This window comes from Candidatus Enterovibrio escicola, from assembly GCF_002464935.1.
In the GTDB taxonomy this organism is placed as follows: domain Bacteria; phylum Pseudomonadota; class Gammaproteobacteria; order Enterobacterales; family Vibrionaceae; genus Enterovibrio; species Enterovibrio escicola.
Genome location: NZ_NBYY01000022.1, coordinates 1 through 26,083, shown reverse-complemented (window position 1 = coordinate 26,083; position 26,083 = coordinate 1). Strand labels below are relative to the sequence as shown.

Genomic DNA, 26,083 nt, shown 5'->3' with positions numbered 1-26,083 from the left:
GAGTTTGCTTACCCTGAAAAGATAGTAAAATCTTTGGATGTTAAGATCTTACTTTTCCACTCTTCCTCTTCCAATAGGAAAATGATGGGAAAATAAGAAAACCAATAATCTTCTTAGACAGTACGAAAAAAGTAACAGACTCAAAAATGGTCACGGATGAAGATATTACATTAGCTCAAACAAGGATCAATCATTGGCCTAAGAAATGGTTATGGTTTAAGCAGTATGTCGTTATTTTTCAATGAAAATGGCATTAGCAGCTTGCTTGGACAGTGTTGCACTTCAGACTTAAATTTAAGAGAAAGCTCCCAACTTTGACAAGTATGACTCCATGAGTCATACACAACGCAAGCTAGGCAATGCCTCTTGTATCAAGTAAGATCTATATCAATCTTCCGATTAATTTTATCAAAGGTAAACTTTCTAAATTATGTCTGTAACCCACCGAAAAATTCTAGTTACCTGTGCCTTGCCTTACGCAAATGGTCCTATTCATTTAGGGCATATGCTTGAGCATATCCAAGCAGATGTATGGGTTCGTTTTCAACGCCTCCGTGGCAACACTATAAACTTCATTTGTGGAGATGATGCCCACGGTACACCGATAATGTTGAAAGCTCAGCAATTGAGCATTGAACCAGAAATCATGATTACTGAGATGCAAAAAAAACACGAAACAGATTTCAGGGGCTTCGATATTAGCTTTGATAACTATCACAGCACTCATAGTGATGAAAACCGCGTGCTAGCGTCTTATATTTATACACAACTTAAAAACAATGGTTTTATTAATAGCCGCACCATCTCTCAACTATTCGATGCTGAAAGAGAAATGTTTCTACCTGACCGCTTCGTAAAAGGAACATGCCCAAAATGTAAAACAAAAGAACAATACGGAGACAACTGCGAAAACTGTGGTGCAACTTACACAACAACCGAACTGATAGATCCAAAATCAACGATTACCGGTACGACACCAGTGATAAAAGACTCTGTGCACTTTTTCTTCGATTTACCACAATTTGAGGGCATGTTAAAGGTATGGACGAATTCGGGTACACTGCAAGAAGAAACCGCTAACAAAATGAATGAATGGTTTAAGTCAGGTCTGCAACAATGGGATATTTCTAGGGATGCACCCTACTTCGGTTTTTGTATCCCTAACGAACCAGGTAAATACTTCTATGTCTGGTTAGACGCACCAATAGGTTACATGGGTTCTTTCAAGAATCTTTGTGATAAGAACAGTAGCATCGATTTCGATGAATACTGGAACAAAGACAGCGATACTGAGCTCTATCACTTTATCGGTAAAGACATTGTTTACTTCCACAGCTTATTCTGGCCTGCCATGCTAGAAGGCTCAGGATTCCGAAAACCAACCAATATTTTTGTACATGGCTACGTAACTATCAACGGAGCTAAGATGTCGAAATCAAAAGGTACTTTCATCAAAGCAAGTACTTATCTAAAATATTTGGATCCTGAATGCCTACGTTACTACTACACAGCAAAATTAGATAACCGCATCGACGATCTTAATTTGAATTTGGATGATTTTATTCATCGTGTTAACTCAGATATAGTAAATAAATTGGTGAACCTTGCCTCACGTAATGCAGGCTTCATAACTAACTTCTTCGAAGGAAAATTATCAGCTGAGTGTACTGAGCCTGCCTTGTATGCAGAATTCGCTGGTGCAGCAGATCATATTGGTTATTTATATGAAAAACGCGAGTTTAGCCGTGCTATTAGAGAAATAATGGCACTAGCCGACAAAGCTAATCAATATGTTGATAAAAAAGCACCTTGGATTGTTGCAAAAGAAAAAGGTAAAAAAGCTGAGCTTCAAGCAATTTGCTCCACAGGTATCAACCTATTCCGAGTTTTAATGACTTACCTAAAACCCGTCATGCCGAGACTGGTTTCACGTTCAGAAGTATTCTTAAATGACAGCCTAAGCTGGTATGGTATTGCACAACCATTAACCGACCACCGTGTTAATTCTTTCAAAACACTATTTAAACGCATTGATCCTAATCACGTTGAAGCCATGCTCGAAGCATCAAAAGAAAACATCACTGATGAATAAGTTATTGCAGAAAAGGTTGATACAGTAAAAGTTAGAGGCTTTCTCGAATACAAACTAATTGCTGCAGAAATTGGATTTAATGATTTCATAAGTAGATCTGCGAATTGCAGAATTCATTTCATGCGAAGAAGTACCACAGGCTGATAATTTGCTAAAATTCTAATTAAATATTAGTGGTGAAATCCGTCAAGTATTTTCGAGTATTAAATCTGCGTATGAAAGCAGAAGACTTGGTAGGTAAGTACACGGTCATTGTTGCTAACATGAAGCCTCGTAAGATGAGGTTTGGCATGTCTGAAGGAATGCTCCTAGTAGCTGGGCCAGGTGATAAAAACTTATGGTTGCTTGAACCTCAGATCTGTATAAACGCTTTCTTATCAAGCCGAGTCGTCTTGATACTCGGTTGCTTTGGTTGAAATGAATACGCGATAAGCCCAGCCAGCAAGTTGTCCATAAAGCTGATACAATTACGGTGCCGAGAATGCTCGATTTGAGATATGTTTTTTGGTTGGTCAAAAACGGTTTCAATAATAAATTGTTTCCGGAGCATCAAGCGGTTCCAAAGTTGCATCACTTTGGGTTTCATATTTTTATACCCGTTATAAGAATCACTCCCTTATCTGCAAGTTCCCGCTCCAATGGACCAGAGATATAACCTTTATCGCCGTATAAACACCCCAAAGCTCGTCAACCATTTCCGATATAGGCTTTTTATCATCCACGTTAGCTGTCGTTACTTTGACTGAGATAATACCATCTTTATTATTGATAATAAGGTATAATTTAAAACCGTATAACCACCTATCGTTCCTTTTTCTCGCTTCGAGGTACCTTTAAAAACCTGATGTTTGAGAATACGTAGGTTATGACAAACCTATAGCGTAGACGAATCAACGAAGGCAATCCCTGACGGTGAGTGAGATAAAAGCAAAGCGAAACTAAAACACCTTGCATGAGATTGAACATTTTCATGTAGCTAACTAATTCAGGAAATTTATTGGTGAGGCAGTGGCAAAAAAAGTGGATGTAATAAGTTTTGAAGTCTCAATACCCTGATTGATAGAAAGCTATCACTATCGTCATCACTTCGCTAACTGAGAGGTAAAAAGGTCTATTCCTTATTTTGGAATCTGAAATCTAAGTTTTTTCTCTAGCAGGAAGAAAAACCTAATAAAAATCGTCGCTATAGGTAAAAATAGCGACTAAATTATTCATGCTAAAGTCCTTTTTTAACTGATGATCTGATCGTGACTGGGGCATTTAATAAGTTTCTCATGCGCAGATTAGGTTGGTTAATCAAGGTTTCTCAACGTCCAATACAAGCAGACCTAAGATCTCATTTGTCTAAATTGAGATACCAAGCATTTTTGTTCTTCCAATGCAGTATACAATTTCCCTGCTTCTTCAACTGATTCCCCTGCAATGTTTATCGTCTTCTGTGATAGTTCTGATACTGATTGAATACTGCTGCTCATTTCTGTCGATACTGCGGCTTGTTGTTGTACTGCGGTCGCGATCTGTTGATTTCGACCATTGATATCCGAAACTAATTCTTGCGAACGGCGCAACACTTCACCCGCTTTCTCAGCACTCGTCACACATTCCACTGACAATGCTGTACCTCGTTCCATCGCATCAACTGCTTTCTGCGTTCCGTTTTGAATTTGAGAGATTACATCCTGAATTTCAGATGTCGACTCTTGTGTTCGTTGTGCTAATGCCCGAACTTCATCTGCCACGACAGCAAAACCACGACCTTGATCACCCGCACGAGCTGCCTCAATCGCTGCATTCAGAGCAAGTAAATTTGTTTGCTCAGCAATACTTTGAATAACATCAGATACGGCACCAATGCGTTTTCCATGCGCTTCCAACTCAGAAATAACACTAGATGCACCGTTCAGTTGTCTAGCAAGGTGATGAATAGCATTCACAGTTTTTCCAACTGTTTCCATACCTACTAATGTTGCATCCTGCGCTTCCATAGCAGCATCAGAAGCGCTTTTGGTATTATTCGCCATGTCATTCGCAGTTGATGACATTTGGTTAAGTGCAGTTGCGATCTGATCTGTTTCTGCATTTTGCTTATCGAGGTTACTCGATGTCTTCAAACCGTTCTCCTTTGCTAAATTTGCCGCTGCCAATACCTGATCACTACCATCCATAATTCGTCCGACCACGGCATTCAATTGTGCCTCCCGCATTTTTAATGCCAGTTCAATTTCAGAAATATCGTCAATTGATCCAGTATATATATATTCCATCAGTGAATTGTCATATGCTTTCCTAGCAATCTTGCTGATATTTTCTAGACGGCGAGTAAGCATGAATACCACAATAATGGAAGAAACAAATTGCACCGAAATAGATGCAATAAAACCAAAGAAAAAACCAATAGGCAGGACAGCAACAACACCAAGTAAGAACCACATAGAGACACGTTGCCATAATCGACTCCGTGGCATTTTTAATGCCACAGGTGTTTTTCCTGCTGACAGTTTTGGATATACCGTTTCGGCACGTTCAACAGCTTTTCTATCTGGAACCATCCGTACAGATTGATACTCAACGATCTTTCCATTCAACAGGATTGGAGAAGCAAATGCGTTAACCCAGTAATAATCTCCAGATTTAGTACGGTTTTTAACAATACCCATCCACGAACGACCCTTTTTTATCTGTTCCCACATATTTTGGAACGCTGTAGGGGGCATGGAAGGGTGACGAACTAAATTATGGGGTTTTCCTACCAACTCTTTTCGTGTGTAACCCGCAACTTCACAAAACTCATTACTCGCATATTTGATGATCCCGCGTGTATCAGTTGTGGAGAGCAAATTAAACTCATGAGGAAACTGAACTTCCTTATCTGTTACAGGTTTATTGACTCGCATACGACACTACCATTTAATCAATAAGATAATATTCTTATATATAATTTTAGACCAATTATTCAAAGCTAAATGACAAGTTGATGGTAAATAAGTTACTTATATCGCACTTTAAGATAATCATTCATAATTTCAAGTGTACATACCTATATGATGCGCGGTTTATCCAAGATAGTACGCTATATATACGTATTCTAATATAGATATAAATTGAGTTAATTGACCAATTAACCAATAAATGTAAACGTATAGCTTGTGTTTTTCTCAAAAAATAAAGAGAGAAATCAACTCTCCTCAATCAGAAGAGCCCATATATCGGCGGAGTACTTTGGGTACCTCAATACGACCATCTTCTAGCTGATAATTTTCTAGAATAGCCACCATAGTGCGACCAACTGCGAGACCTGATCCATTCAACGTATGAAGAAATTCTGGTTTTTTCTGAGATTTACGACGGAAGCGCGCTTGCATACGACGAGCCTGGAAATCTGTCATGTTTGAGCATGAAGAAATCTCACGGTATGTATTCTGAGCAGGTAGCCACACTTCTAAATCGTAAGTCTTAGCCGCACTAAAACCCATATCACCTGTACACAAGATCACTTTACGATAAGGTAGAGCCAATAGTTGCAGGACTTTTTCCGCATGCCCAATGAGTTCTTCTAGTGCCTGCATTGAATCTTCAGGCTTCACGATTTGCACCAATTCAACTTTATCAAATTGGTGCATGCGAATCAGACCACGAGTATCACGACCATGAGAACCCACTTCTGAACGGAAACATGGGGTATGAGCTGTCATACGGATAGGAAGATCAGATTCATCGACGATGGTATCACGAACCATGTTGGTTAATGGAACTTCAGCGGTTGGAATTAAAAACATACCCAGACTTTTTTTTGTCACAGGCTCAACCTGAAATAGGTCTTCACAAAATTTTGGGAGTTGACCAGTGCCAAACAAGCTATCTGCACTGACCAAATACGGTACATACATTTCTGTATAGCCGTGTTCATGAGTGTGAAGATCCAGCATAAACTGTGCAATTGCACGGTGCAAACGCGCCGTCTGACCTTTCATCACAATAAAACGTGAGCAAGACATCTTAACTGCGCTAGCAAAATCTAATCCACCAGATAACTCACCCAGTGAAACATGGTCTTTCACTTTAAAATTAAATTGCTTAGGTTTCCCCCAAACAGACATTTCAACGTTCTCAGTCTCATCTTTACCCACAGGTACAGATTCGTCGGGTACGTTAGGTACGAAATGTACAATACGGTTCAATTCATCCTGAAGAGAAGACAATTCTGCTTTTACTCGGTTAAGTTTATCACTCAAGTTATCAAATACTGCTAGTAAAGACCCAATATCTTCTCCTTTCTCCTTCGCTTGACCAATGATCTTCGATCGTGAATTACGTTCAGCCTGTAGCTCCTCGGTACGGATTTGTAGCATTTTGCGCTTTTCTTCTAAGTCACGGAGTTTATCAACGTCAAGCTTAAAACCACGACATTTTAGTTTTTCAGCTGTTGCATCCAGCTTGATACGAAGTAGTTTGGAATCTAGCATGTTAATCCTGTAAATCGTTAACTAACAGTGCCTGAAAAAGAGGTGGCCCCACCATTCACTATTATATTATAATAATATGGGATTTTAGGTTCCTGTATAGAGAATGTCTAGACTTTATCACCGCATTCATGAGTTTGAACAATACCAAATCTAGAGCAAGGTTATGGACATTTTTTATCCAATTTATAAAATAGTTTCACCTCCTGATGATCCTGTAATCTTATGCTCCTATTTTAAGGAGGAACCCTGAATATTAAAGAAATAAAATAGCATATAAGTGTGATTCGAAATCCACTTAAAAGAACGAAAGTGGATGATCCATTTTTTGACATACTCTTTATCTCGATTTGCATCGTGATTACCGACGCCCATGGTTGAATATATGTTTGCTCATCGCGATTGGTTCTTCAAGAAAAAGCTGTTTGAGAAAGGAGGTTTGTTAATGGTGTGTTGCTTAGATCAGGCCTAGAATGCACTGCTCCCAATGTTTTTTACAGTCTTAATTTGTCTTCTAGCAAACAGGCATACAGAGTCTTATACCTTTATTCATCGCTTTCATATTTGCCAGCACTTCACTAACTTGAGAATTGCAATTAACCTGAGCAGAGCATAAGAAATAAAGTAAATGCTAAAGTCGCAATCTGATAGTTTAAAAAAAACTATTGACTGCATAAAGACTTAAGCATGAATAACTCAGACGCTTTTTGTCGTCGATGTCGACGACTTCTGCTAGACTTTCCTTCCTGAATGGAAAAAACACCTAATTTTTCCGATGTCAAACAAAGAAACAAACCTTCTCGCCTCTCAGTTAGCGAAGTGATGACGCTAGTGATAACTTTTCATCGATCGGGGTACCGAGACTTTAAAACTTATTATATCCACTTTGTTTACTGCTCTCCCATCAATGAATTTCCTGAATTATGCAGCTACGCGAGAATGCTCAAGCTCATGCAAGGTGTGTTTTGGTTCCGCTTTGCTTTTACTTCACTCACCGTAAGGCAAGGCCGACAGGGCTTGCCTTCGTTGATTTGTCTAAGCTACAGGTTTATCACAACCTACGCATTCTCAGACATCAGGTTTTTAAAGGTACAGAGAAGCGAGGAAAAGGAACGATGGGGTGGTTCTACGGTTTAAAATTACACCTCATTATCAATGACCAAGGTGGTATTATCTCAGTTAAAGTGATGACTGCTAACGTGGATGATAGAAAGCCTGTGTCGGAAATAGTTGACGAGCTTTGGGGTGTTTATACGGCGATAAAGGTTATATCTCTGGTCCATTGGAGCGGGAACTTGCAGATTAAGAGAGTGACACTAATAACCAGTATGAAAAAGAATATGAAACCAAAAGTAATGAAACGTTAGAACCACCTGATGCTCTGGAAACGATTTATTATTGAAACCGTTTTTGACCAACTAAAAAACATATCCCAAATAGAGCATTCTCGGCACTGTAGTTGTATCAGATTTATGATCAACTTGCTGGCGGGGTTCATCTCATATTTATTTCAACCAAAGAAGCCGAGTATCAAGACGATTTGGCTTGATAAGCAAGCGCTTATGCAGATCTGAGGTTAATTACGAAGAGTGAGTTTAGGGCTGAGCAACTGTTTATATCGATTATAGCGAAACATTGCTGTCTCTGCTCAATGAGCATTTATGATAACCCATGTCCTTTCTCCACTCCGACAGTTTGTCCTCTTTTAACGTCTTTACAGCTTCATTTTAGGATGCCCTCCTCCCAGGACTCTACGTTGCTTCGAGGTGGAATACGGGGCGTTATTCCTTTATTCTTCAGTACGTGGTAATATTCTCTTTTGTCATAGGCTCCATCAGCACTGACTTGCTGTATTTTTCGTAGTAATGGGTTAAACAATATAGGTAAAACCTCATTATCACCCACATATACTAGGCTAATTTCTGCAAAAATAACCTCATGAGTATAAACATCAACGGTAAGATGAATTTTGCGTCAGATACGCTGCTTATCCTTACGGTGTTTACGCATTTTCCATTCACCCTCATCATATACTTTTAGGCCCGTGGCATCAATAACGATGTGGGCGACAACTCCTAGACTCGGCAAAGGGTACTTAACTTTTACGGTCTTCAAATACTTACTAATACAGGTCTACGTAGGGAATTCCATCGGGATATTTATCAACGTAAAAACCGAATTGAGAAAGCCTTTGAATCCACGAAGTGGGAGTATTAAAAATACCTTTCACCATCAGTGCCGTTTCAATCTCGGTATCTGAAAATATAAACCTACAGCCACGATGACCGTGATGTTTTAGACCATGCCATGCCTTAATAGCAGCGACGTCTATCTAACAAGTTACTGAGCCACGGTTTACTCATGCTTGATTATATTGTTTCCAGTTGTTGATCTTGTGCTTGGTCTTTCCCCTTATAACCTCCCATTTAACTCCATGATGTTCTTATCGTAGTCATTGCGATTAGTTCAGATAGTTAGGAAACAAAGTCCCTATTAATAATACTTTTCTCTCCTCATTGTTGCTATCAACTCTAAAGAGTTGCGGGAGTGCTTTTTAGCATGTATGAATACCGTTCATCGGGTAATGAATAGAAAAGTTATTGCAATTGATGGCAAAACCTTACGTGGCTCCTTTAATCAAAATAATCGCCATAGTGCTATCCATATGGTTGCTTATTTTAATATCAGTCAGTTAGTATATGGACACGTGAGAAGTAACAACAAAAGCAATAAAATCACCGCTATTCCTGCCCTTATTAAAAAGGCTCGACTTGAGAGGTGCTTTTGTCACCCTTGATGCTATCGAATGTAAAACTTAATTTTATCAAGGACATCCTCCATACAGGACGATGACTATTTATGAGCAGTTAAAGGCAAAAAAGGTAACTTAACTTCAGATCTGTACAAGCACATCTTTATTTAAGCCGAGCAATTTTAAGGCGAGTTTTTTGTTGTAACGTATAAGCAATGAGTCCAGTAATCGTGTTGATTATAAAACTCACACCACATTCGATACCGAGAATGTTGGTCATGTATTCAATAAATTGATTATATATCAAAGATAATATTCACATTTAATGAATGTACCATTCACTTTATCGTGCATCCCCAGTTATTTTGGTACCCAATTTTTTTAGATTTAGTCATTTCAAGCGTGTACGGAAGGCAAATTTTCCTCTCAAATACATTGAGTATGGAGTTTGCTAACAATGTGTTTATTCTCAGGAATAATATCGTACACATGGACACTATCCGTGTGATAAAATGCAATATTGCATATAGATAACAAATTGAGAAGGAAATTAATTTTTTCTCTTCCATGACAAACGAATGCGTAAGGAATTATGTTTCTTAATCGAGGATTCTAAACATACCAGAGCTAGCGATGGTTATTTTTGTTATCCATGAGAAACCATTGTTCATAGCAAGTTCAACAAGTTGGTCTTTCATCCTCGCATGATAATCCGTGGATGCATATCCAATCTGGAAGGTTTTGAAACAGTACTGTCCACGATAGTGTTATATCCACCACGGCCAACACCTTAATTTTTAACCGTTTTTATACGTGGAAAAACGATATTCAACGGTAATGGTAGCTACCATGATCATGGTGTTGTTTCCAAAATATCTAAACTAATCGCAATTCCTACGATAAGATCATCCTAGAGTTAAGCGGGAAATTATAATGGGAAAGGGAAAAGCCAAGCACTTATGCAGATCTGAGGTTGATTACAATGCTCCAGTTAGTAAAGCGCTGGTAAATATGAAAGTGATGAACAAAGTTATAAGACTCTATATACTTGTTCGCTAGCAAACAAATTAAGACTGTAAAAAAGATTTGGATCAGTGCTTTTTAGGCCTGATTTAATCAACAAGGCTCCCAATAATAAATACTCCTGCAGATGCCGCAATACCAAATACCTATCTATTTCCTAGCATTTTTGGGAGTTATTAGCCTCTAACTGTTCAAGGAATGTCAGTTTCTCAGAGATTCTAATTTCTAGCCCACGATGCACTGGTTGGTAATACTGTTTCCCTTTCATTTCTGCAGGAAAATAGTTTTCCCCTACAGCATACGCATTTGGTTCATCATGTGGGTAATGATACCCGTCACCATCAATTTCTTTCATCAATTTAATTGGCGTATTGCGAAGATGATTAGGGACATCATAATTTGGATACATTTTTGCATCAGATAACGCATGTTCCCAAGCGGAATGCACTGCGTTGCTTTTAGGGGCACATGCTATATAAACAGCTGCTTGCGCTATCGCTCTTTCCCCTTCCGTCGACCCTACACGCGTGAAACAATCCCACGCATTAATGGCTATTTGCATCGCACGTGGATCAGCATTGCCAATGTCTTCAGAGGCAATTGCCAACAATCGTCTTGCTACATATAACGGATCACCACCTGCGGTAATGATACGGGCATACCAATACAAGGCTGCATGAGGGTTTGATCCTCGTACCGATTTGTGAAAAGCTGAAATCAAATCGTACCAGTAATCTCCCTTATTATCGAATCTCGATATGTTTTCGCCAACCACCTCCGCTAAGAGTGCTAGCGTAATGACTTTCATACCTTTATCATCAGGCTCCGCCATATCTGATAACAGCTCAAGATAATTAAGTGCCATTCTAGCATCACCCGACGTAATGTTAGCAAGTTGCTCTTTAACATTAGACAAAAAGATTATATTTTCATTACCAAGACCACGTGTTGTGTCTGAAAGTACTTGATCAATCACCTCGCAAATCTCGTCTTTATCGAGGGATTTTAGTTTGTAGACACAGGTGCGAGAAAGCAATGAGTTATTCAGTTCAAACGAAGGGTTTTCGGTTGTCGCACCAATAAACGTAATTGTACCATCTTCAATGTGTGGTAAAAATGCATCTTGCTGCCTTTTATTAAAACGATGTACCTCATCAACGAATAAAATAGTATGTCGACCAACAAGTTGACTTTTCTTGGCCTTTTCAATAGCAAGACGAATATCTTTAACACCAGAAGTAACAGCAGAAACACGTTCAATTTTAGCGTTCGAATAGCTGGTAGCCATTTCAGCAAACGTGGTTTTTCCCGTACCCGGAGGGCCCCATAAGATCATCGAATGCAGTTGACCACTTTCCAACGCGCGTCGGAGCGGTTTTCCATTACCCAAAAGATGTTTTTGACCGATATAGTCAATCAAAGTAGTAGGTCGCATGCGGGCAGCCAATGGACGAACATCTTCGATAAAGTCGGAGATTAAATTACTCACTGTTGGGTACTCGTCTTACTGTCGTTGGTCATCCAGTTCTATACCTTCAGGAACAGTAAAACGAAAAAGTAAAATGCTCGGCAACTCATCCTTGACATTTTTCAGTGTAAAAAAGCTTGTTTGACCATCTTCTGCAACCACTGAGAATCCAATAATGCAACCATCCTTACGTACACTGACAACAAATTTGCCCATATTTGATAAGTTCTTCGGGGACAATACAAACGTATCCTCATTTTGCCGTACATTATAATTTTGCCAGTCTCTTGGGTTATTGCGAGTGAGCAGAACAAATGGAGTTTGTGACGCAGCATCATCTAGCCACATAGCAGTTACTTGTTCAATAAAGTTATTATAATACCACAAAGTTCTACCGTCTGATACTAACAACGTTTCATCTGGAAAGATCGTTTTCCAATTGAACAAGTTAGGTCGCTGCATTGCTAGGTTTCCCTCGGCTTCACTGATTACTTCACCCTCTGGGCTGATTACCGTTTGATTAAATATCGCGGTAAAACTATTCATCTTATCTAACCGAGTAATTAGTTCTTGCTGTGCTGAAGCAAACACCACTGATGTGACCAGCAGAAGAGACAACAGGATATTCTTCATTCGTATTATTCCAATCAATTTTTTAAAGGTGGGGATTGTACCAACACCTCTCGATTTGAGTTATGCCCTGGTGGGCTAACAATGCCCTGTGCTTCTAATTGTTCTATAATTCTAGCAGCACGATTATAACCAATTTTAAATCTTCGCTGTACACTTGAGACTGATGCTCGACGTGATTCAGTTATAAAAATAACCACTTGATCAAACAATTGGTCTAGATTTTCGTCATCAGTACTTTCTGCCACTTCACTAGGCAAGAGCCCTTCCGAACCTTGATCACCGTTAGTAATATCAGTGAAGTACTGAGGTTTCCCTCGCGCTTTCCAGTTACTCACAACTCTATGCACTTCGTCGTCGTTAACAAAGGCACCATGAATGCGTGCTGGGTGGTTCGAGCCATTTGGCATAAACAACATATCACCCATACCGAGTAGTGATTCTGCACCTCCTTGATCCAAAATAGTGCGAGAATCAATTTTCGTCGATACGGTGAACGCCAAACGAGTTGGAATATTTGCTTTAATAAGCCCTGTAATCACGTCAACCGACGGGCGTTGAGTGGCCAAGACTAAGTGAATACCCGCCGCACGTGCTTTTTGTGCCAATCGTGCAATCAATTCTTCCACTTTCTTACCCACCACCATCATTAGATCAGCAAATTCATCAACGATGACAACTATATAAGGAAGTTTAACGAGAACTGGTACAGTTTCATCCATTCTATTACCAAGTTTCCAAAGGGGATCTGGAATCGGATGATTTTCTTCGTTGGCTTTTTTTACTTTGTCATTAAAACCGCCAATATTTCGAACACCTAGTGCAGACATGAGTTGATATCGACGTTCCATCTCGGCTACACACCAGCGAAGTGCGTTACCTGCATCTTTCATATCCGTAACCACTTCCGTCAACAGATGTGGGATACCTTCATATACAGACAGTTCTAACATTTTCGGGTCAATCATGATAAAGCGAACATCTTCAGGGCTAGCTTTATAGAGCATGCTGATAATCATTACGTTAACGCCCACAGACTTGCCAGATCCTGTCGTACCCGCAACCAACATATGTGGTGCTTTTGATAGGTCAGTAACAATGACATCCCCCGCAATATCTTTACCCAGTACTACAGTTAGAGGAGATTTGGATGATTGGAATCGTTCACTAGCAATCACGTCAGACATGTACACAGTTTCACGGTTAGTGTTTGGTAGTTCAAGTCCAATATAGGGCTTACCTGGGATCACATCGACAACACGTACCACTTTAGTAGAAAGTGATCGGGCGATATCTTTTGCTAGTCCGACAATTCGACTCCCTTTCACACCTGGAGCAGGATCTAATTCGAAGCGTGTAATGACTGGTCCTGGGAAAATCCCTTTCACTGTGACCTTTATTTTGTAATCTTCAAGGCGCGATTCTATCAGCTTAGCCAGATATTGCAATTCTTCGTCAGATGCACGGGTCATAATATTTCGTGGTGGATCAAGAAGATCAATCGTAGGCAGTGATTCTTTAGGTTTTAGCAAGTTCGGTTCGTCTTTAACCAAAAATGGATGCAATGTGCCAGCAAAATTATTTTCGTCTTCCCTAGGGGTTCCAAAGAACGGATTATACTCATCCAGTATCATCGGCCTTATTTGTTCACTGTCAGACCAAGACAAATCGTCGGTATTGTTAATCTTGATTTTACTGTTGCTCTCATCCGAAAATGAAGCGTCTACATACTTTTCTTTAATAAACATTCCATCATTCAGAAACTCATTAACCATCGGCGCCTCTGGCGATAACCCTGATAATGTGTGAATTATACCTTGCGTCTGAACGTCTTCGTCGTTCGATTTAATCACAGTATCATTTGGACAGTCCGTTGTTGCCCTATCAGAAAGCGACCATGCATCTTCAATACATCCATTAATCTCATCAGACTTAGTTTCTTCAGAGATTACGACAGAGGTGATAATAGTCTCTTTTCGTTTTAGTTCGGTTGGTACAGAAGAAGGAGTATGGATGCTCGGAATATCGGATTTGTTGCCAAATTGGTTGATGTGTTTAATTTTATTAAACTCCTTCTGATCAGTCACCTCTCTTGCATCGTTGCCAAGGCACTTGGTAAACAGTGGATCATTTTTATCCACGTCAGTTGCATCAACGGATTTTGACGTATTCACCATTATGCCTAGCGTCCATGGCTTATCTCCACGTAGGCGATCCACTACCAAGGTCACTGATAAAAGAGTTTTTTCACCAAGAGTTTCAACAATCGTTAACCAAGATATGCCCGTAAAAAGCATGAAACCCGTGGCCCACAAGAATAAAAAAACCAGCGTCGAGCCCAACAAGTTAAATAACGGTAGTGTAATGCTATTCAGTACATCTCCAATCACGCCACCGGAAGAAAAATACCAGAAATCATCAAAGTTGAGGTCTGCAAGACCACAGCTAGTTAGAAATAGGAGTACAACACCCAGTAAACGTGTAGCCGTAATCGTAAAATTTGGTGCCTCCGAATCACCACGTCGATAGAAGAAGACCCATCCCCCCAAGACAAGAAATAGAGGAAACGGATAGGCAAGCGTACCCAGCATGAAAAACAATGTATCCGCCACCCAAGCACCGAAAGTACCTGCAGCGTTTTGTACAACGCCATCCCATGCAGTTTGGGACCACGAAGGATCGGTATAGTCGTAACTCAAAAGAGCAACCAGAATAAATACTGCAGATAATAATGCCAAAATGAGTACAGTCTCTTTTAAGCGTTGCCTTCCACTTAATCGACGTGTGGTGTCTGTTTGTTTATGCTCCTGACGCAAAAATAAACTCCATTGTTACCTATCTTGAATATTTAGTTCCAAGGGGAACACGACAGCTTAGTTATTACACTTGAATTCCCATATTGTATACTATTGGAAAATTACATGTTATTACCCAGCTAGTCTGTTGCAAACCCCCTACCGTAAATGGTTAAACATTAAACGCGAATAACGGTTAACAGAGACCTTCTAAAAAGGTCTACACCAATACACTAAATAGGGAACAAACCGAGCAATAACCTGCTTGGTTTATTGAATATAATACGTCTTACGCAGGTAATATTCGAACAGCGTTATTATCTTAACTCATTTTAATCACCAAATAATTGCTCTGTTTTACCTCTTCCATGACCACGTAAGTACGTGTATCATTCACGCTAGGGAGACGCAACAAGGTTTCCCCCAGTAACTTACGATAAGCCGACATATCAGAAACACGCGTTTTCAAAAGGTAATCGAAGTCACCGGAAACCAAGTGGCATTCCTGAATATCATCGAGCTGCTGAACAGCCTTATTAAACTGCTCGAAAACGTCGGAATCTCCAAGATTTAAGGTGATCTCAACGAACACCAACAAGGATGCGTCGAGAAACTTTGGGTTCAATAACGCTGTGTATCCACTAATATAACCCTGTTTCTCCAACCGACGCACACGCTCTAAACAAGGAGTAGGCGAAAGGCCTACTCGCTTTGATAGTTCAACGTTTGATACTCGACCGTCTTTCTGTAGTTCATTGAGGATGTTTCTGTCAATACGATCCAATTCCTTGGAGGATTTTTTGTTGGTCTCAACCATTCCTTATTCCACCTTTAACTCATACTTGCAATCTTAAATGTCCTTTTCCCTAACATGACCGTTATCTTTAGCATCACATAGGGCTTCATACAAACTATACCGATTAAAAAATATAGCAATATTACAAAAAAAAAGCTAATAACTCTATAAACAGTAAAGGAATTAGAATGATCATTGGTATACATAAAAAATTAAACCCGTATGAAGAGCGCTTACTTATCAAACCGAGTCATCTTGATACTCAGTTTCTTTGGTTGATAATGAATACACGATAAGCCCCACCAGCAAATTGACCGTAAAGCTGATAGAATTACGGTGATAAGAATGCTCGATTTGGAACATGTCTTTTAGTTGGTCAAAAACGGTTTTAATAATAAATCATTTTCGGAGCATCAGGCGATCCTAAAGTTTCATCACTTTGGGTTTCATGTTTTTTATACTTGTTATCAGTGTACTCCCTTGTTTGCTAGTTTCCGCTCCTATGGATCATAAATATAACCTTTGTCTCCGTATGAACATCCCCAAAGCTTGTCAGACATTTCTGGCATAGGCTTCCTATCAGCCACGTTAACCGGCGTCACTTTGACTGAGATAATGCCACCTTAGTCATTAATAACTAACCTGAGCTACGCATAAGAAATGAACTAAATGCAAAGTAGCGATCTGAGTCTTTTGAAAAGAACTATCGACTGCATAAAGACTTGGGCATTTAGTTCATTTCTTATGCGTAGCTCAGGTTAGTTACGAAGAGTAAGTTTCAGGCTCAGCAACTTTTTATTTCATTTTATCTAGGAATTTCCTTCCAGAAACTATATGTGGTGGGGCTTAAGGCATGTCCCTTTCTGTGATAGACTGAACACGATTGAACAGATAAAAGGCATGAATGAATTTTAAAGGTATCAAATCGAAGCTGCTTCGATTTAAACGTATTTTCACTATGAATTTGGCCATATTCGTATCCAGTCATCCCCACTATGATACCGATTATTATCATTCATAAATCGCAAAAATACTGAAATGTGGAAGCTCATAAAAAGGCTTTGCCACTTACCAATGCTTGGGTTGCGGTCAAGGACAACATAAAGTTAACTTTAGTTATAAGGGGAAAGTTTGTTCGCAATGTGGAAAGCGTTATGCACGGGAGAGTATAGCCAAAATAGGTATCCGCCCGTTTCCTAGCGTGAGCTATCCGCAAGTTGTCTTAACCTTTCCTGAGCAACTTCATATTTCTTTCCATAATAACTTTAATCAGAAGCGTTTGTATTCTAGATTTATGGTCTTGGCGGAAGCCTGCTTATCAGAGTTAATTCTGACACATTTTAAGACCGATGAGTGTTAAATCGCCGTCATTGTTTTCATCTATATCCATAGTCGTAATGGCAACTACAATCCGCATTTACATGTGATACTGGCTAAAAGTGCATGCTTTCCTTCAAACTAGGATTAGAAATAATTTCAGCATTTATCATTACCTCAGCTACGATTACTTTGACAAAAACACTTACTAAAGTTAATGGAGATTGAGTTTCCGGCACGTCAATATGTGATTAGAACCCTATGGATTAATTATCCTGATGGTTTCTATGCCCATCCTAGAAATGGTCATAGAAATAAAGTCCCAAGTAAAAGCTACCGAAGGTTAATACGATACTTAACCAACTATTTGTCATCCCTGCCCATAGGCTTATCTAGGATAGTTGGGTATGAAGGTCGTCAACTCAAGTATTACTATCAATCACATAAAACGAAGTTAAAAACGTATGAGACAGTGGATGCTCAGGTATTTGTTGGCAGGTTAGTTTAGCACATTCTTCCTAAAAAATTTCAACGAGTGAGATATTAAGGCGTTCAAGCGACAGCGAGCTTTAAGAAGTGGTATGAAGTGATAGCGAGGGCAGTAGGAGACTTGGTAGATACAATGATGAACTACACCAAACGTATCAGCTATGTAGGGCTTCTCGAAGAGGTTGCAGGTCGTAATCCCTTAAAATTAGTGTTTTTTGGAGAGAGATTGAGTTGATTTGGTTCTCCCACCCAAAGCATAGTGTGTTCTTCGATTTATTTGCTTCCGATAGTGGTTAATTGATATGGTTTTTGTTCTCGTTATTGTTCCGACTTTTGCAGAATCTGACTGTTTCAGGATTCTAGAAAAACACACTTAGCGAGGATCAATTTTTAATATCAATTAGGCATTGATAGATGATGTTTGCGCGATATAATGTGACACACATCGTCATTGACACAACAGGTGTTGGCTTAGATATTTGGCATACGCGAGTCACCCCCGCTTAGCCGTCGATATTTACTATAGCAAGAAAATGAAGAAACGACTCGTATTAAAAATACTTGGCGTGTACGCCAATCGGCTACATTTCTAGGATGCCCTTCCTCCTAAGTACCCCGCGTTGCTTCTAAGTGGAATACTAGGCGTTGTTCCTTTGTTCTTTAGTACGTGGTGACATGCTCTTGTGTCATAGACTCCATCAGTACTGACTTGCTGTGTCTTTCGTCGTAATGGATTAAGTAATATAGGTAAAACCTCATTACCCCATAGAAACCAGGCTAACTTCTGCAGCAATCCTCTCATGGGTAAACACATGAACGGCAAGATACCGTTTACGCCATATACGTCGCTTCTCCTTACCTTGTTTACGCGTTTTCCATTCACCTTCACCGTATATTTTACGGTTTGTAGCATCAATAATGACGTGGACGACTGCTCCTCGACTCGGCAAACAGTACTTAACTTTTATGGTCTTCGAACGCTTACTAATGCAGGTGTATGTAAGGTATTTCAGCGGGACATTCATCAACGTAAAAACCGAATTGAGAAAGCCGTATAATCCACGAAGTTGGAGCTTAAAAATTCCTTTCATCATCAGTGATGTTTCAATCGCGCTATCCGAAAATATAAACCCACGGTTTACTAATGCTTGATTATATTGTTTCCAAAAGCTGATCTTGTGCTTGGCTTTTCCCATCATTACCTCCTACTTAACTCCATGATGTTCTAATCATAGAAATTGCGATAAGTTCATATATTTGAAAAATAACACCACTTGGTAGAATCAACGAATGCAATATCAGCAGGTTTTGCTTGTCGGTGGGTCGACATAAGAGCTAAGGGGAACCAGAGCACTTTGCATCAACTTAAGTATCAGTGTATAGATGATCACATCAGGAAATTCACCTGTTAGGTGACGGTAGACAAATTACGTGTAATACGTTTAAAAATTGCGAAAGCAAGATTGATGAAAAGATATAATGATCGTTATAACTTCACTGATTGAAAGGTAAGAAGGTTTATTTCTTATTGTTACACCTGAAATCCTGTGTTTCCCTAAAGCAGGAAGGAAAATTTGACATAAAACGTCGATATCGGTAAAAATACCGTACAACTTATGTATCCTAAAATCATTTCTCGGCTGATGAGTTGATCTAAACGATCAGATTGTGCCTTAGGCATCTAGTTGATTTTTTATGCGCAGATGCAGATTAAGTTAGTTAGTACGTACAATATTTGCTCTGGACTCCGATCATTTTAGAAAAACAGATAAACGAAATCTTTTTGATCTGGAGGTATGTTGCATTTATTTGCTCTCTTGCGCTTATTCATCGATAGATCTTGAGCAATTTCATGGCAATAAACACCCCTATTAAGGGAGCTTTTCAACTTTCGCTAAACTATAAGTTTCTCTGCCCTTATCTGAATTAAGGGACATACAAAAAATCAAATAGGGAGGGTCGTTTGGTATCTTGTATCTTGTATTTGATAATTAGAGACCCAACATGTTGGAAGACTTACAGCACTTCAGAAATTATGGATGCGCTGGTATTGTTTCTCGAGTTTTTTTAAAAAAAACAATAGTACGTTTAAAGTACACCGTACGTTAGCACCTAAATGACAAAACTTAGAACCTTCTAATTAGGGATTTATGTTGTTCTGAATACGCTCATTTTTATATTACATACGCTCTAGCGTTTTAATACCGAGTAGATTTAAACCCTTTTTGATGGTTTTTGCTGTAAGAGATGCCAGTTTTAATCGGCTTTTCTTGGTTTTACTTTTTGCGTTCAATATAGGGCATGCTTCGTAGAAGCTAGAGAATGTAGCCGCGAGTTCAAACAGGTAAGCACATATAATATGAGGTTGACCTTCACGTGCGACAGCCTGAACGGCTTCTTCAAATTGTAGGAGTCTCGACACAAGTGCCTTTTCTCTTTTATCCGTAATAAATATTTTGCCATCAATTTTGCTTGGATCGATACCAGCTTTATTAAAGATAGATGCGACACGGGTGTAGGCGTATTGCATGTAAGGCGCAGTGTTTCCTTCAAAGGTCAGCATATTATCCCAATCGAAGATATAGTCAGTGGTACGATGTTTAGATAACTCAGAGTACTTTACAGCTGCCATAGCAAGGGTTTGTGCAACGTTGACTTTTTCTTCCGAAGATAGACTTGGATTTTTTTCTTCAGTCAATTTGTACGCACGTATTTCTGCTTCATCTAGTAGATCCGCCAGACGAACTGTACCACCTGCACGACTCTTAAATGGACGTCCATCTTTACCTAGCATCATTCCGATTGCATGGTGCTCTAGACTCATGGATTTTGGTATATAGTTTGCCTTACGAACGATTGCCCATACCTGCATCAGGTGTTGATGTTGACGTGAATCGATGAAGTACAATACACGATCCGTGTTTAAGACTTCGTGGCGGTATTTAGCACAAGCTATATCCGTAGTTGAGTACAGGAAACCACCGTCGCTTTTCTGGATGATCACACCCATAGAATTGCCGTCTTTGTTCTTGAATTCATCAAGAAACACTACGATGGCGCCATCGTCTTCTACAGCTAGACCTTGCTCTTTAAGGTCTTCAACTAGACCAGATAGCATTACATTGTACATGCTTTCACCCATCACGTCTTTGTTCGTTAATGACACGTTCAGACGATCATAGTTGCATTGGTTTTGCTCAAGAGTAATTTTTACTAATTTTTGCCATTTTTCTGTGCAGTATTCATCCCCACTTTGCAGACGCACAACATAATTTCTGGCAGTCTTTGCGAATTCTTCGTCTTCGTCATACAGTTTTTTTGATTCACGGTAAAATCCTTCGATATCGCGCAGATCTGTTGAAATGTTGCCACCATCTACTTCACAACGTTCAAGGTTAGCAATCAACATACCAAACTGAGTACCCCAATCACCTAGGTGATTGGCACGGATCACATTATGACCTAAAAATTCCAGCGTACGGACAACAGCGTCGCCTATTATAGTTGAGCGTAAATGACCAACGTGCATTTCTTTTGCAACATTTGGAGCTGAGTAGTCAACGACTATATTTTGTTTTTTAACCTCCGATACCCCTAATCGGTGATCCGCAAGTGCTTTGTCAGCCTGAGTACCAAGCCATTCTTCATCCAAGAAGATATTAATGAAACCTGGGCCTGCAATTTCTGTTTTGGAAGCAATACTGTCAAGCGTTAATACATCTAGAACTTTTTGAGCAAATTTGCGAGGGTTACAGCCTAATTTCTTAGCAACGCTCATTATACCATTCGCTTGGTAGTCACCAAACTGTGATTTCACTGCCTGACGAACGGCAGCTTGGCTGCCTTCTGGTGCACCAGCGACAACCATCGCTGCTGATACTTTGTTATTGAGAAGGGCTTGAATATTCACTTACGTACCTTACTTTTATTTTGATACCTGATAACTAATGTTGCCTAGTCAGGTCACTTTTATGGGTTACTTTAACTTGGTGCTGAAGACAATTTAGCCAGAAATCTTCAATGAGATTGGTTAATTTCAGAACATGTTTAACGGCGTTGAGCGAAAAGTTTTGATATTGATTTTTGGTGTGTAAAACTGTCCATTATAATACTCTTAAATAGGTATGGGGTGAAACTCAAATCTCATTAAAAATTTCGGATTTATTCGAAGTGTATCAGAGCCATTGACTTTCTTAGATTTTATGCTAGGAAACAATCTGAAGCACGGTCGATATTACGGATAGAAGAGCGAATGTTGACCATAAGATTTCCTGTCAGGAATCCAATAAATTGATATTCGTTTAAAAATACCTATTTTATTAAGATAATTAATTGTGGTTAATGTTGACGTTCAATGCCGTTCTTGTCAGCAAACTAGTGCTGTTCAAGCATATGGCATTGGTAGGGGTGTGTATACCACCGATATCGTTGCCCATTATGTAATAAAAGCTTTTAGCTTGAAGCTAAGGCATATTTAATGTTTTTTATCAGGCGTAATGATCAGATTTAAAAGGCTTATCTTCATTGTTTTTGGATCCTAACAATAATCCATACAGGATAAATTATAGATAAATATAGACTGTTTCCAGCCTGTTGGTACATCATTTAGACACACCCGTCGCGTCCTAATCCGTGAAGCCTGCATCATCTTAATCCCTAGTTATAGCACTTGTCGGTAACTAATCCCCTGATATTCCACTCAGTACCCCGTACAAACCAGCCTTCGTCCGAACAGTATGATTCATCTGGAACCACACTTTAATAACATGCCTTCAGTATAGTGGCATAATCTAGTGTCACCGTCTTTTTCCTTACTTCTAGGCTTAGCGCCTCGGAGGTCTTAAATGGCATATCCCAGAAGTGGTTGGTAGCTAAAAAATCGTAATAGCGGATTATTTTAAGATATTTGTCTGGGATATGCTAGACCAGCTTTCAATCAACACCAGTGGTGTTTTTGCCATTGTTTCTGTTTGCCCAGTAGGGTAGTTGAGGTAATCAACCTAAACTACGCATAAGAAATGAACTAAATATCCAAGTCGCGATCTGATCATTTAAAAAACTATTGCCTGCATAAGGACTTGTGCATGAATAACTTAGACGCTATTTTCGTCGATGTCGATGACTTCTGCTAGACTTTCCTCCCTGCATGGAAAAAACACCTAATTTCTTCCGTTATCAAACAAAGAAATAAGCCTTTTCTCCTCTCCGTTAGCGGAGTGATGACGATAGTGATAGTTTTCCATCAATCGGGGTATCGAGACTTCAAAACCTATTACATCCACTTTGTTTGTTGCTACCTCACCAATCAATTTCCTGAATTAATCAGCTACACGAAAATGCGCAAGCTCATGCAAGATGTTCTGCTTTTCTCTTACCTCACTCACCGTCAGGTAAGGCCGATAGGGATTTCCTTCGTTGATTCGTCCAAGCTACAAGTTTATCACAACCTACGCATTTTCAGATATCAGGTTTTAAAGGTACCACGAAGCGAGGAAAAGGAACGAGGGGGTGGTTCTACGGCTCCAAATTACACCTTATTATCAATGACCAAGGTGGCATTATCTCAATCAAAGTGACGACGACTAACATGGATGATAGAAATCCTGTATCAAAATGGCTAACGAGCTTTGAGGGAATTTATACGGAGATAAAGGTTATATTTCTAGTCCATTGGAGCGGGAGCTTGCAGACAAGGGAGTGACACTAATAACGGGTGTGAAAAAGAATATGAAACCCAAAGTGATGAAATTTTGGAGCCGCCTGATGCTCCGGAAACGATTTATTATTGAAACCGTTTTTGACCAACTAAAAAACATATCTACATCAAGCATTCTCGGCACCGTAGTTGTATCAGCTTCACGGTCAACTTGTTGGCAAGGTTCATCACGTATTCATTTCAACCAAAAAAGCTGAGTATCAAGATGACTCGGCTTGATAAGCAAGCGCTTATGAAGATCTGAGGTTAAAAATAGGTACGATTAGTTGATTTTTTACCATATCAGGCAAAGACATCCACCCCTAAAAGTATCGTCAACTGTTCACGTTTTGCTTGATTTTTTACGTCCATATACGACGCAAGCGCAAAGCGACTTCTTCCATCAGGCAAATAATATTGAATTAGGTGATGTGTTTCTTCGACAAAACTAAGCTTTCGAGTACTAGCTGATCTTACAGTTCCAACAAGCGACCGCTTTGGTATTCCAACGCTTCTAGAAACATTGTCGTTCTTTTTACATCTAGCGTTAGGGGAATGCTGGATGGATTGTGATAATTTTTGAATAGAAACCATGGCAGACCTTATCAGCAATTATCTTGGATTTATTTTCTATTCGGTAATTTCTTCCATGTGACCGTATCTCGCAGGTACACAGAGCTAGCATGTTCAGCATTCACCTCTTCTCCACGTGCCAACGCATGATACGCCAACACCAACATATCTTGTGCTTCGGGGTAAAGTACACCGCTATCACTTATTTGTAGGTGTAGTTGGCTTGCTAGTTCTGGGTAGGCTTTCCAAACCGTTCCTGCGATCGACCAAGCACCCATGGAGAACGCTTGTACACGTTCAGAAAAAACTTGGATAAGGAGCTCAGGCGCCAACACAGCTTCTTCTTGAATCGTTACCCAATCACCATTCTCAAGGCAGTGAAACCCACCAACATAGATTTCATTCATTCGTGCATCAATAGCAGAAAGTACTTGTGCCGACTGTGTCAAGTTGTAGGCGCGCTGAGCCATAGCGGCCAATGTGGAAACACCAACCATTGGCAAATCAGCACCAAACGCTAAACCCTGTGCGATACCAACGCCAATTCGAACGCCTGTAAAACTACCTGGTCCACGTCCAAACACCAATGCGTCTAGCTGCGTCAACGTTAACTGAGCTTCAGCAAGTACGCTGTCTACCATCGGTAGGATTTTCCTCGTATGTTCGCGTGGCGCCACTTCGGAACGCACGATAATATTGTCATCCACCATGAGTGCAACGGAACAGTTCTCGGTAGCCGTATCAATAGCTAAAATTTTAGATGTCATTTCCGTCCTAACCGATACTAAAATTCAGCATCATCATAATAATATTATATTAATACAGTGAGAGATTCTCTGAGTTTTACTTAGTACTGTGTTCTCTAGATTCGCAGTAACCCGAGTAGTAACAACTTCCCACAATATCATATAGTCTCAATAAAGAGTTGTCGCAGTTGATCAATGCGTTTTCTCAGATTAATCGTAAAAAATACCCCACCCTGTTTGAACATAATCACTAAATCAGGGATTCAACCCCACAAGGACGACTTGTAGCTGGCAGACTTGAATTTTCGCCTTAACAAGGGCTCATCCTACACAGGAAACAGTAATATGTTAATAATAACATAGCTCAACGCTCTGCCTCTAATGTCGATACCCCATTACTATTCATAGTACGTTACCGTCTTCGTTGAATTAACCTAATAGTTCCGCTTCCCTTTCTCTTACTAGTACCAAGATAGAAAATCAAGTTTCTCGTGGAACCTTTCTGATAAATCTTCTCCAACTAGGTCTGCTGCAAAAGGAGAAGCATCGCATTCTTTCTCAATCCCATACAGCAACATATCAACCAGTTTATCTACACATCTTTAACTGTTCAGTTCCAGTAGAAAACAAGGAACACCCAAAATTGTATAGGCGTTACAATTAAATGTCCTCGGTAAGGCTAACGACTCTGCCAATTCAAGGCAAATCGATAGCTGAAATGGCTGTAATCATCGATCACCGCAAATATGATCGGTTTAAAATATAGGTACTTTATTGATACTGGTTTTTTTCGCGAATTGTTCCTGCAACCAACGAGGATAAATATTCAAACAAACATAACCTCCGATCTTCATAAGCGCTTGCTTATCAAGCCGAGTCATCTTGATACTCAGCTTCTTTGATTGGAATGAATACGCGAGGATCCCTACCAGCAAATTGACCATAAAGCTGATACAATTACGGTGCCGAGAATGCTTGATGTAGATATGTTTTTTAGTTGGTCAAAAATGGTTTCAATAATAAATCGTTTCCGGAGCATCAGGCGGCCCCAAAATTTCATTACTTTGGGTTTCATATTCTTTTTCACACCCGTTATTAGTGTCACTCCCTTGTCTGCGAGCTCCCGCTCCAATGGACTAGAAATATAACCTTTATCTCCGTATAAATCCCCTCAAAGCTCGTTAGCCATTTTGATACAGGATTTCTATCATCCATGTTAGTCGTCGTCACTTTGATTGAGATAATGC

General features: G+C 39.7%; 16 protein-coding genes and 8 pseudogenes. 9 read left to right on the top strand and 15 right to left on the bottom strand.

Going from position 1 to position 26,083, the window contains the following annotated elements; genetic code table 11:
- Window positions 1–430 precede the first annotated feature (430 nt).
- Window positions 431–2,508: pseudogene (gene metG, locus BTN49_RS07720) on the top strand (methionine--tRNA ligase).
- Here metG and BTN49_RS20865 read toward each other — a convergent pair.
- From BTN49_RS20865 to serS, 3 genes and pseudogenes are all read right to left on the bottom strand, one after another.
- A pseudogene (locus BTN49_RS20865) lies at window positions 2,445–3,259 on the bottom strand (IS982 family transposase); the annotation flags it as partial. The pseudogenes metG and BTN49_RS20865 overlap by 64 nt on opposite strands.
- Before the next feature lie 161 nt (window positions 3,260–3,420).
- On the bottom strand, window positions 3,421–4,986 hold the full coding sequence (locus BTN49_RS07710) for a methyl-accepting chemotaxis protein (RefSeq protein ID WP_097356698.1): 1,566 nt from the start codon (window positions 4,984–4,986) through the stop codon (window positions 3,421–3,423).
- Between the two features lie 291 nt (window positions 4,987–5,277).
- Window positions 5,278–6,555, bottom strand: coding sequence for a serine--tRNA ligase (gene serS / locus BTN49_RS07705; protein WP_097356697.1), 1,278 nt, complete (start codon window positions 6,553–6,555; stop codon window positions 5,278–5,280).
- 747 nt (window positions 6,556–7,302) lie between these two features.
- On the opposite strand from serS, the gene BTN49_RS17965 reads away from it, so the two are divergent.
- Both BTN49_RS17965 and BTN49_RS17960 read left to right on the top strand, forming a co-directional pair.
- Window positions 7,303–7,689, top strand: coding sequence for a hypothetical protein (locus tag BTN49_RS17965; RefSeq protein ID WP_223823787.1), 387 nt, complete (start codon window positions 7,303–7,305; stop codon window positions 7,687–7,689).
- Window positions 7,584–8,126: pseudogene (locus BTN49_RS17960) on the top strand (IS982 family transposase). Before BTN49_RS17965 ends, BTN49_RS17960 begins: the two are co-directional and overlap by 106 nt.
- A gap of 2 nt (window positions 8,127–8,128) precedes the next feature.
- Here BTN49_RS17960 and BTN49_RS17955 read toward each other — a convergent pair.
- Window positions 8,129–8,968: pseudogene (locus BTN49_RS17955) on the bottom strand (IS5 family transposase).
- A gap of 99 nt (window positions 8,969–9,067) precedes the next feature.
- On the opposite strand from BTN49_RS17955, the gene BTN49_RS13180 reads away from it, so the two are divergent.
- A complete protein-coding gene (locus BTN49_RS13180) occupies window positions 9,068–9,349 on the top strand; it encodes an ISAs1 family transposase (protein WP_146679284.1) in 282 nt (93 codons plus the stop codon).
- Window positions 9,350–9,730: 381 nt separating this feature from the next.
- Here BTN49_RS13180 and BTN49_RS20860 read toward each other — a convergent pair whose 3' ends face one another.
- Complete coding sequence (locus BTN49_RS20860; protein ID WP_223823793.1) at window positions 9,731–9,895, bottom strand: hypothetical protein; 165 nt, start codon at window positions 9,893–9,895, stop codon at window positions 9,731–9,733.
- A 342-nt stretch (window positions 9,896–10,237) separates the two neighbouring features.
- On the opposite strand from BTN49_RS20860, the gene BTN49_RS19195 reads away from it, so the two are divergent.
- Entirely contained in the window at window positions 10,238–10,363 is a 126-nt protein-coding gene (locus BTN49_RS19195; RefSeq protein WP_263363875.1) for a hypothetical protein, read from the top strand.
- Between the two features lie 121 nt (window positions 10,364–10,484).
- Here BTN49_RS19195 and BTN49_RS07685 read toward each other — a convergent pair whose 3' ends face one another.
- From BTN49_RS07685 to BTN49_RS07665, 6 genes are all read right to left on the bottom strand, one after another.
- Window positions 10,485–11,816: a replication-associated recombination protein A gene (locus tag BTN49_RS07685; protein ID WP_097356694.1), complete on the bottom strand. Its 1,332-nt coding sequence runs from the start codon at window positions 11,814–11,816 to the stop codon at window positions 10,485–10,487.
- Between the two features lie 15 nt (window positions 11,817–11,831).
- Window positions 11,832–12,428 (bottom strand): outer membrane lipoprotein periplasmic chaperone LolA, encoded by a 597-nt coding sequence (gene lolA, locus BTN49_RS07680; protein ID WP_097356693.1) that lies wholly within the window; start codon window positions 12,426–12,428, stop codon window positions 11,832–11,834.
- Window positions 12,429–12,442: 14 nt separating this feature from the next.
- The gene (locus BTN49_RS07675) at window positions 12,443–15,241 is read right to left on the bottom strand and encodes a DNA translocase FtsK (protein ID WP_097356692.1); all 2,799 of its coding nucleotides are present in this window, start codon (window positions 15,239–15,241) and stop codon (window positions 12,443–12,445) included.
- 301 nt (window positions 15,242–15,542) lie between these two features.
- Window positions 15,543–16,037, bottom strand: a complete 495-nt coding sequence (gene lrp / locus BTN49_RS07670; protein ID WP_097356691.1) for a leucine-responsive transcriptional regulator Lrp — start codon at window positions 16,035–16,037, stop codon at window positions 15,543–15,545.
- A gap of 219 nt (window positions 16,038–16,256) precedes the next feature.
- Window positions 16,257–16,379, bottom strand: coding sequence for a hypothetical protein (locus BTN49_RS19190; protein WP_263363874.1), 123 nt, complete (start codon window positions 16,377–16,379; stop codon window positions 16,257–16,259).
- Between the two features lie 137 nt (window positions 16,380–16,516).
- Window positions 16,517–16,630 (bottom strand): transposase, encoded by a 114-nt coding sequence (locus BTN49_RS07665; RefSeq protein WP_263363879.1) that lies wholly within the window; start codon window positions 16,628–16,630, stop codon window positions 16,517–16,519.
- Window positions 16,631–17,085: 455 nt separating this feature from the next.
- Between BTN49_RS07665 and BTN49_RS07660 the strand changes: the two are divergent.
- Window positions 17,086–17,376 (top strand): annotated as a pseudogene (locus tag BTN49_RS07660) (hypothetical protein); the annotation flags it as partial.
- A gap of 174 nt (window positions 17,377–17,550) precedes the next feature.
- A complete protein-coding gene (locus BTN49_RS20855; protein ID WP_097356688.1) occupies window positions 17,551–17,841 on the top strand; it encodes a transposase in 291 nt (96 codons plus the stop codon).
- Window positions 17,842–18,401: 560 nt separating this feature from the next.
- Here BTN49_RS20855 and BTN49_RS07650 read toward each other — a convergent pair.
- Together BTN49_RS07650 and argS are read right to left on the bottom strand one after the other, a co-directional pair.
- A pseudogene (locus BTN49_RS07650) lies at window positions 18,402–19,018 on the bottom strand (IS5 family transposase); the annotation flags it as partial.
- Between the two features lie 983 nt (window positions 19,019–20,001).
- Window positions 20,002–21,732 carry an arginine--tRNA ligase gene (gene argS / locus BTN49_RS07645; protein WP_097356686.1) on the bottom strand — a complete coding sequence of 577 codons (1,731 nt, stop codon included), beginning with the start codon at window positions 21,730–21,732 and terminating at the stop codon, window positions 20,002–20,004.
- Window positions 21,733–22,906: 1,174 nt separating this feature from the next.
- On the opposite strand from argS, the pseudogene BTN49_RS22290 reads away from it, so the two are divergent.
- Both BTN49_RS22290 and BTN49_RS20845 read left to right on the top strand, forming a co-directional pair.
- Window positions 22,907–23,782 (top strand): annotated as a pseudogene (locus BTN49_RS22290) (IS982 family transposase).
- 22 nt (window positions 23,783–23,804) lie between these two features.
- The gene (locus BTN49_RS20845; RefSeq protein ID WP_158523688.1) at window positions 23,805–23,969 is read left to right on the top strand and encodes a hypothetical protein; all 165 of its coding nucleotides are present in this window, start codon (window positions 23,805–23,807) and stop codon (window positions 23,967–23,969) included.
- A gap of 171 nt (window positions 23,970–24,140) precedes the next feature.
- Here BTN49_RS20845 and tsaB read toward each other — a convergent pair whose 3' ends face one another.
- Window positions 24,141–24,857 (bottom strand): tRNA (adenosine(37)-N6)-threonylcarbamoyltransferase complex dimerization subunit type 1 TsaB, encoded by a 717-nt coding sequence (gene tsaB / locus BTN49_RS07630; RefSeq protein WP_097356684.1) that lies wholly within the window; start codon window positions 24,855–24,857, stop codon window positions 24,141–24,143.
- Window positions 24,858–25,681: 824 nt separating this feature from the next.
- Window positions 25,682–26,083: pseudogene (locus BTN49_RS22285) on the bottom strand (transposase); the annotation flags it as partial.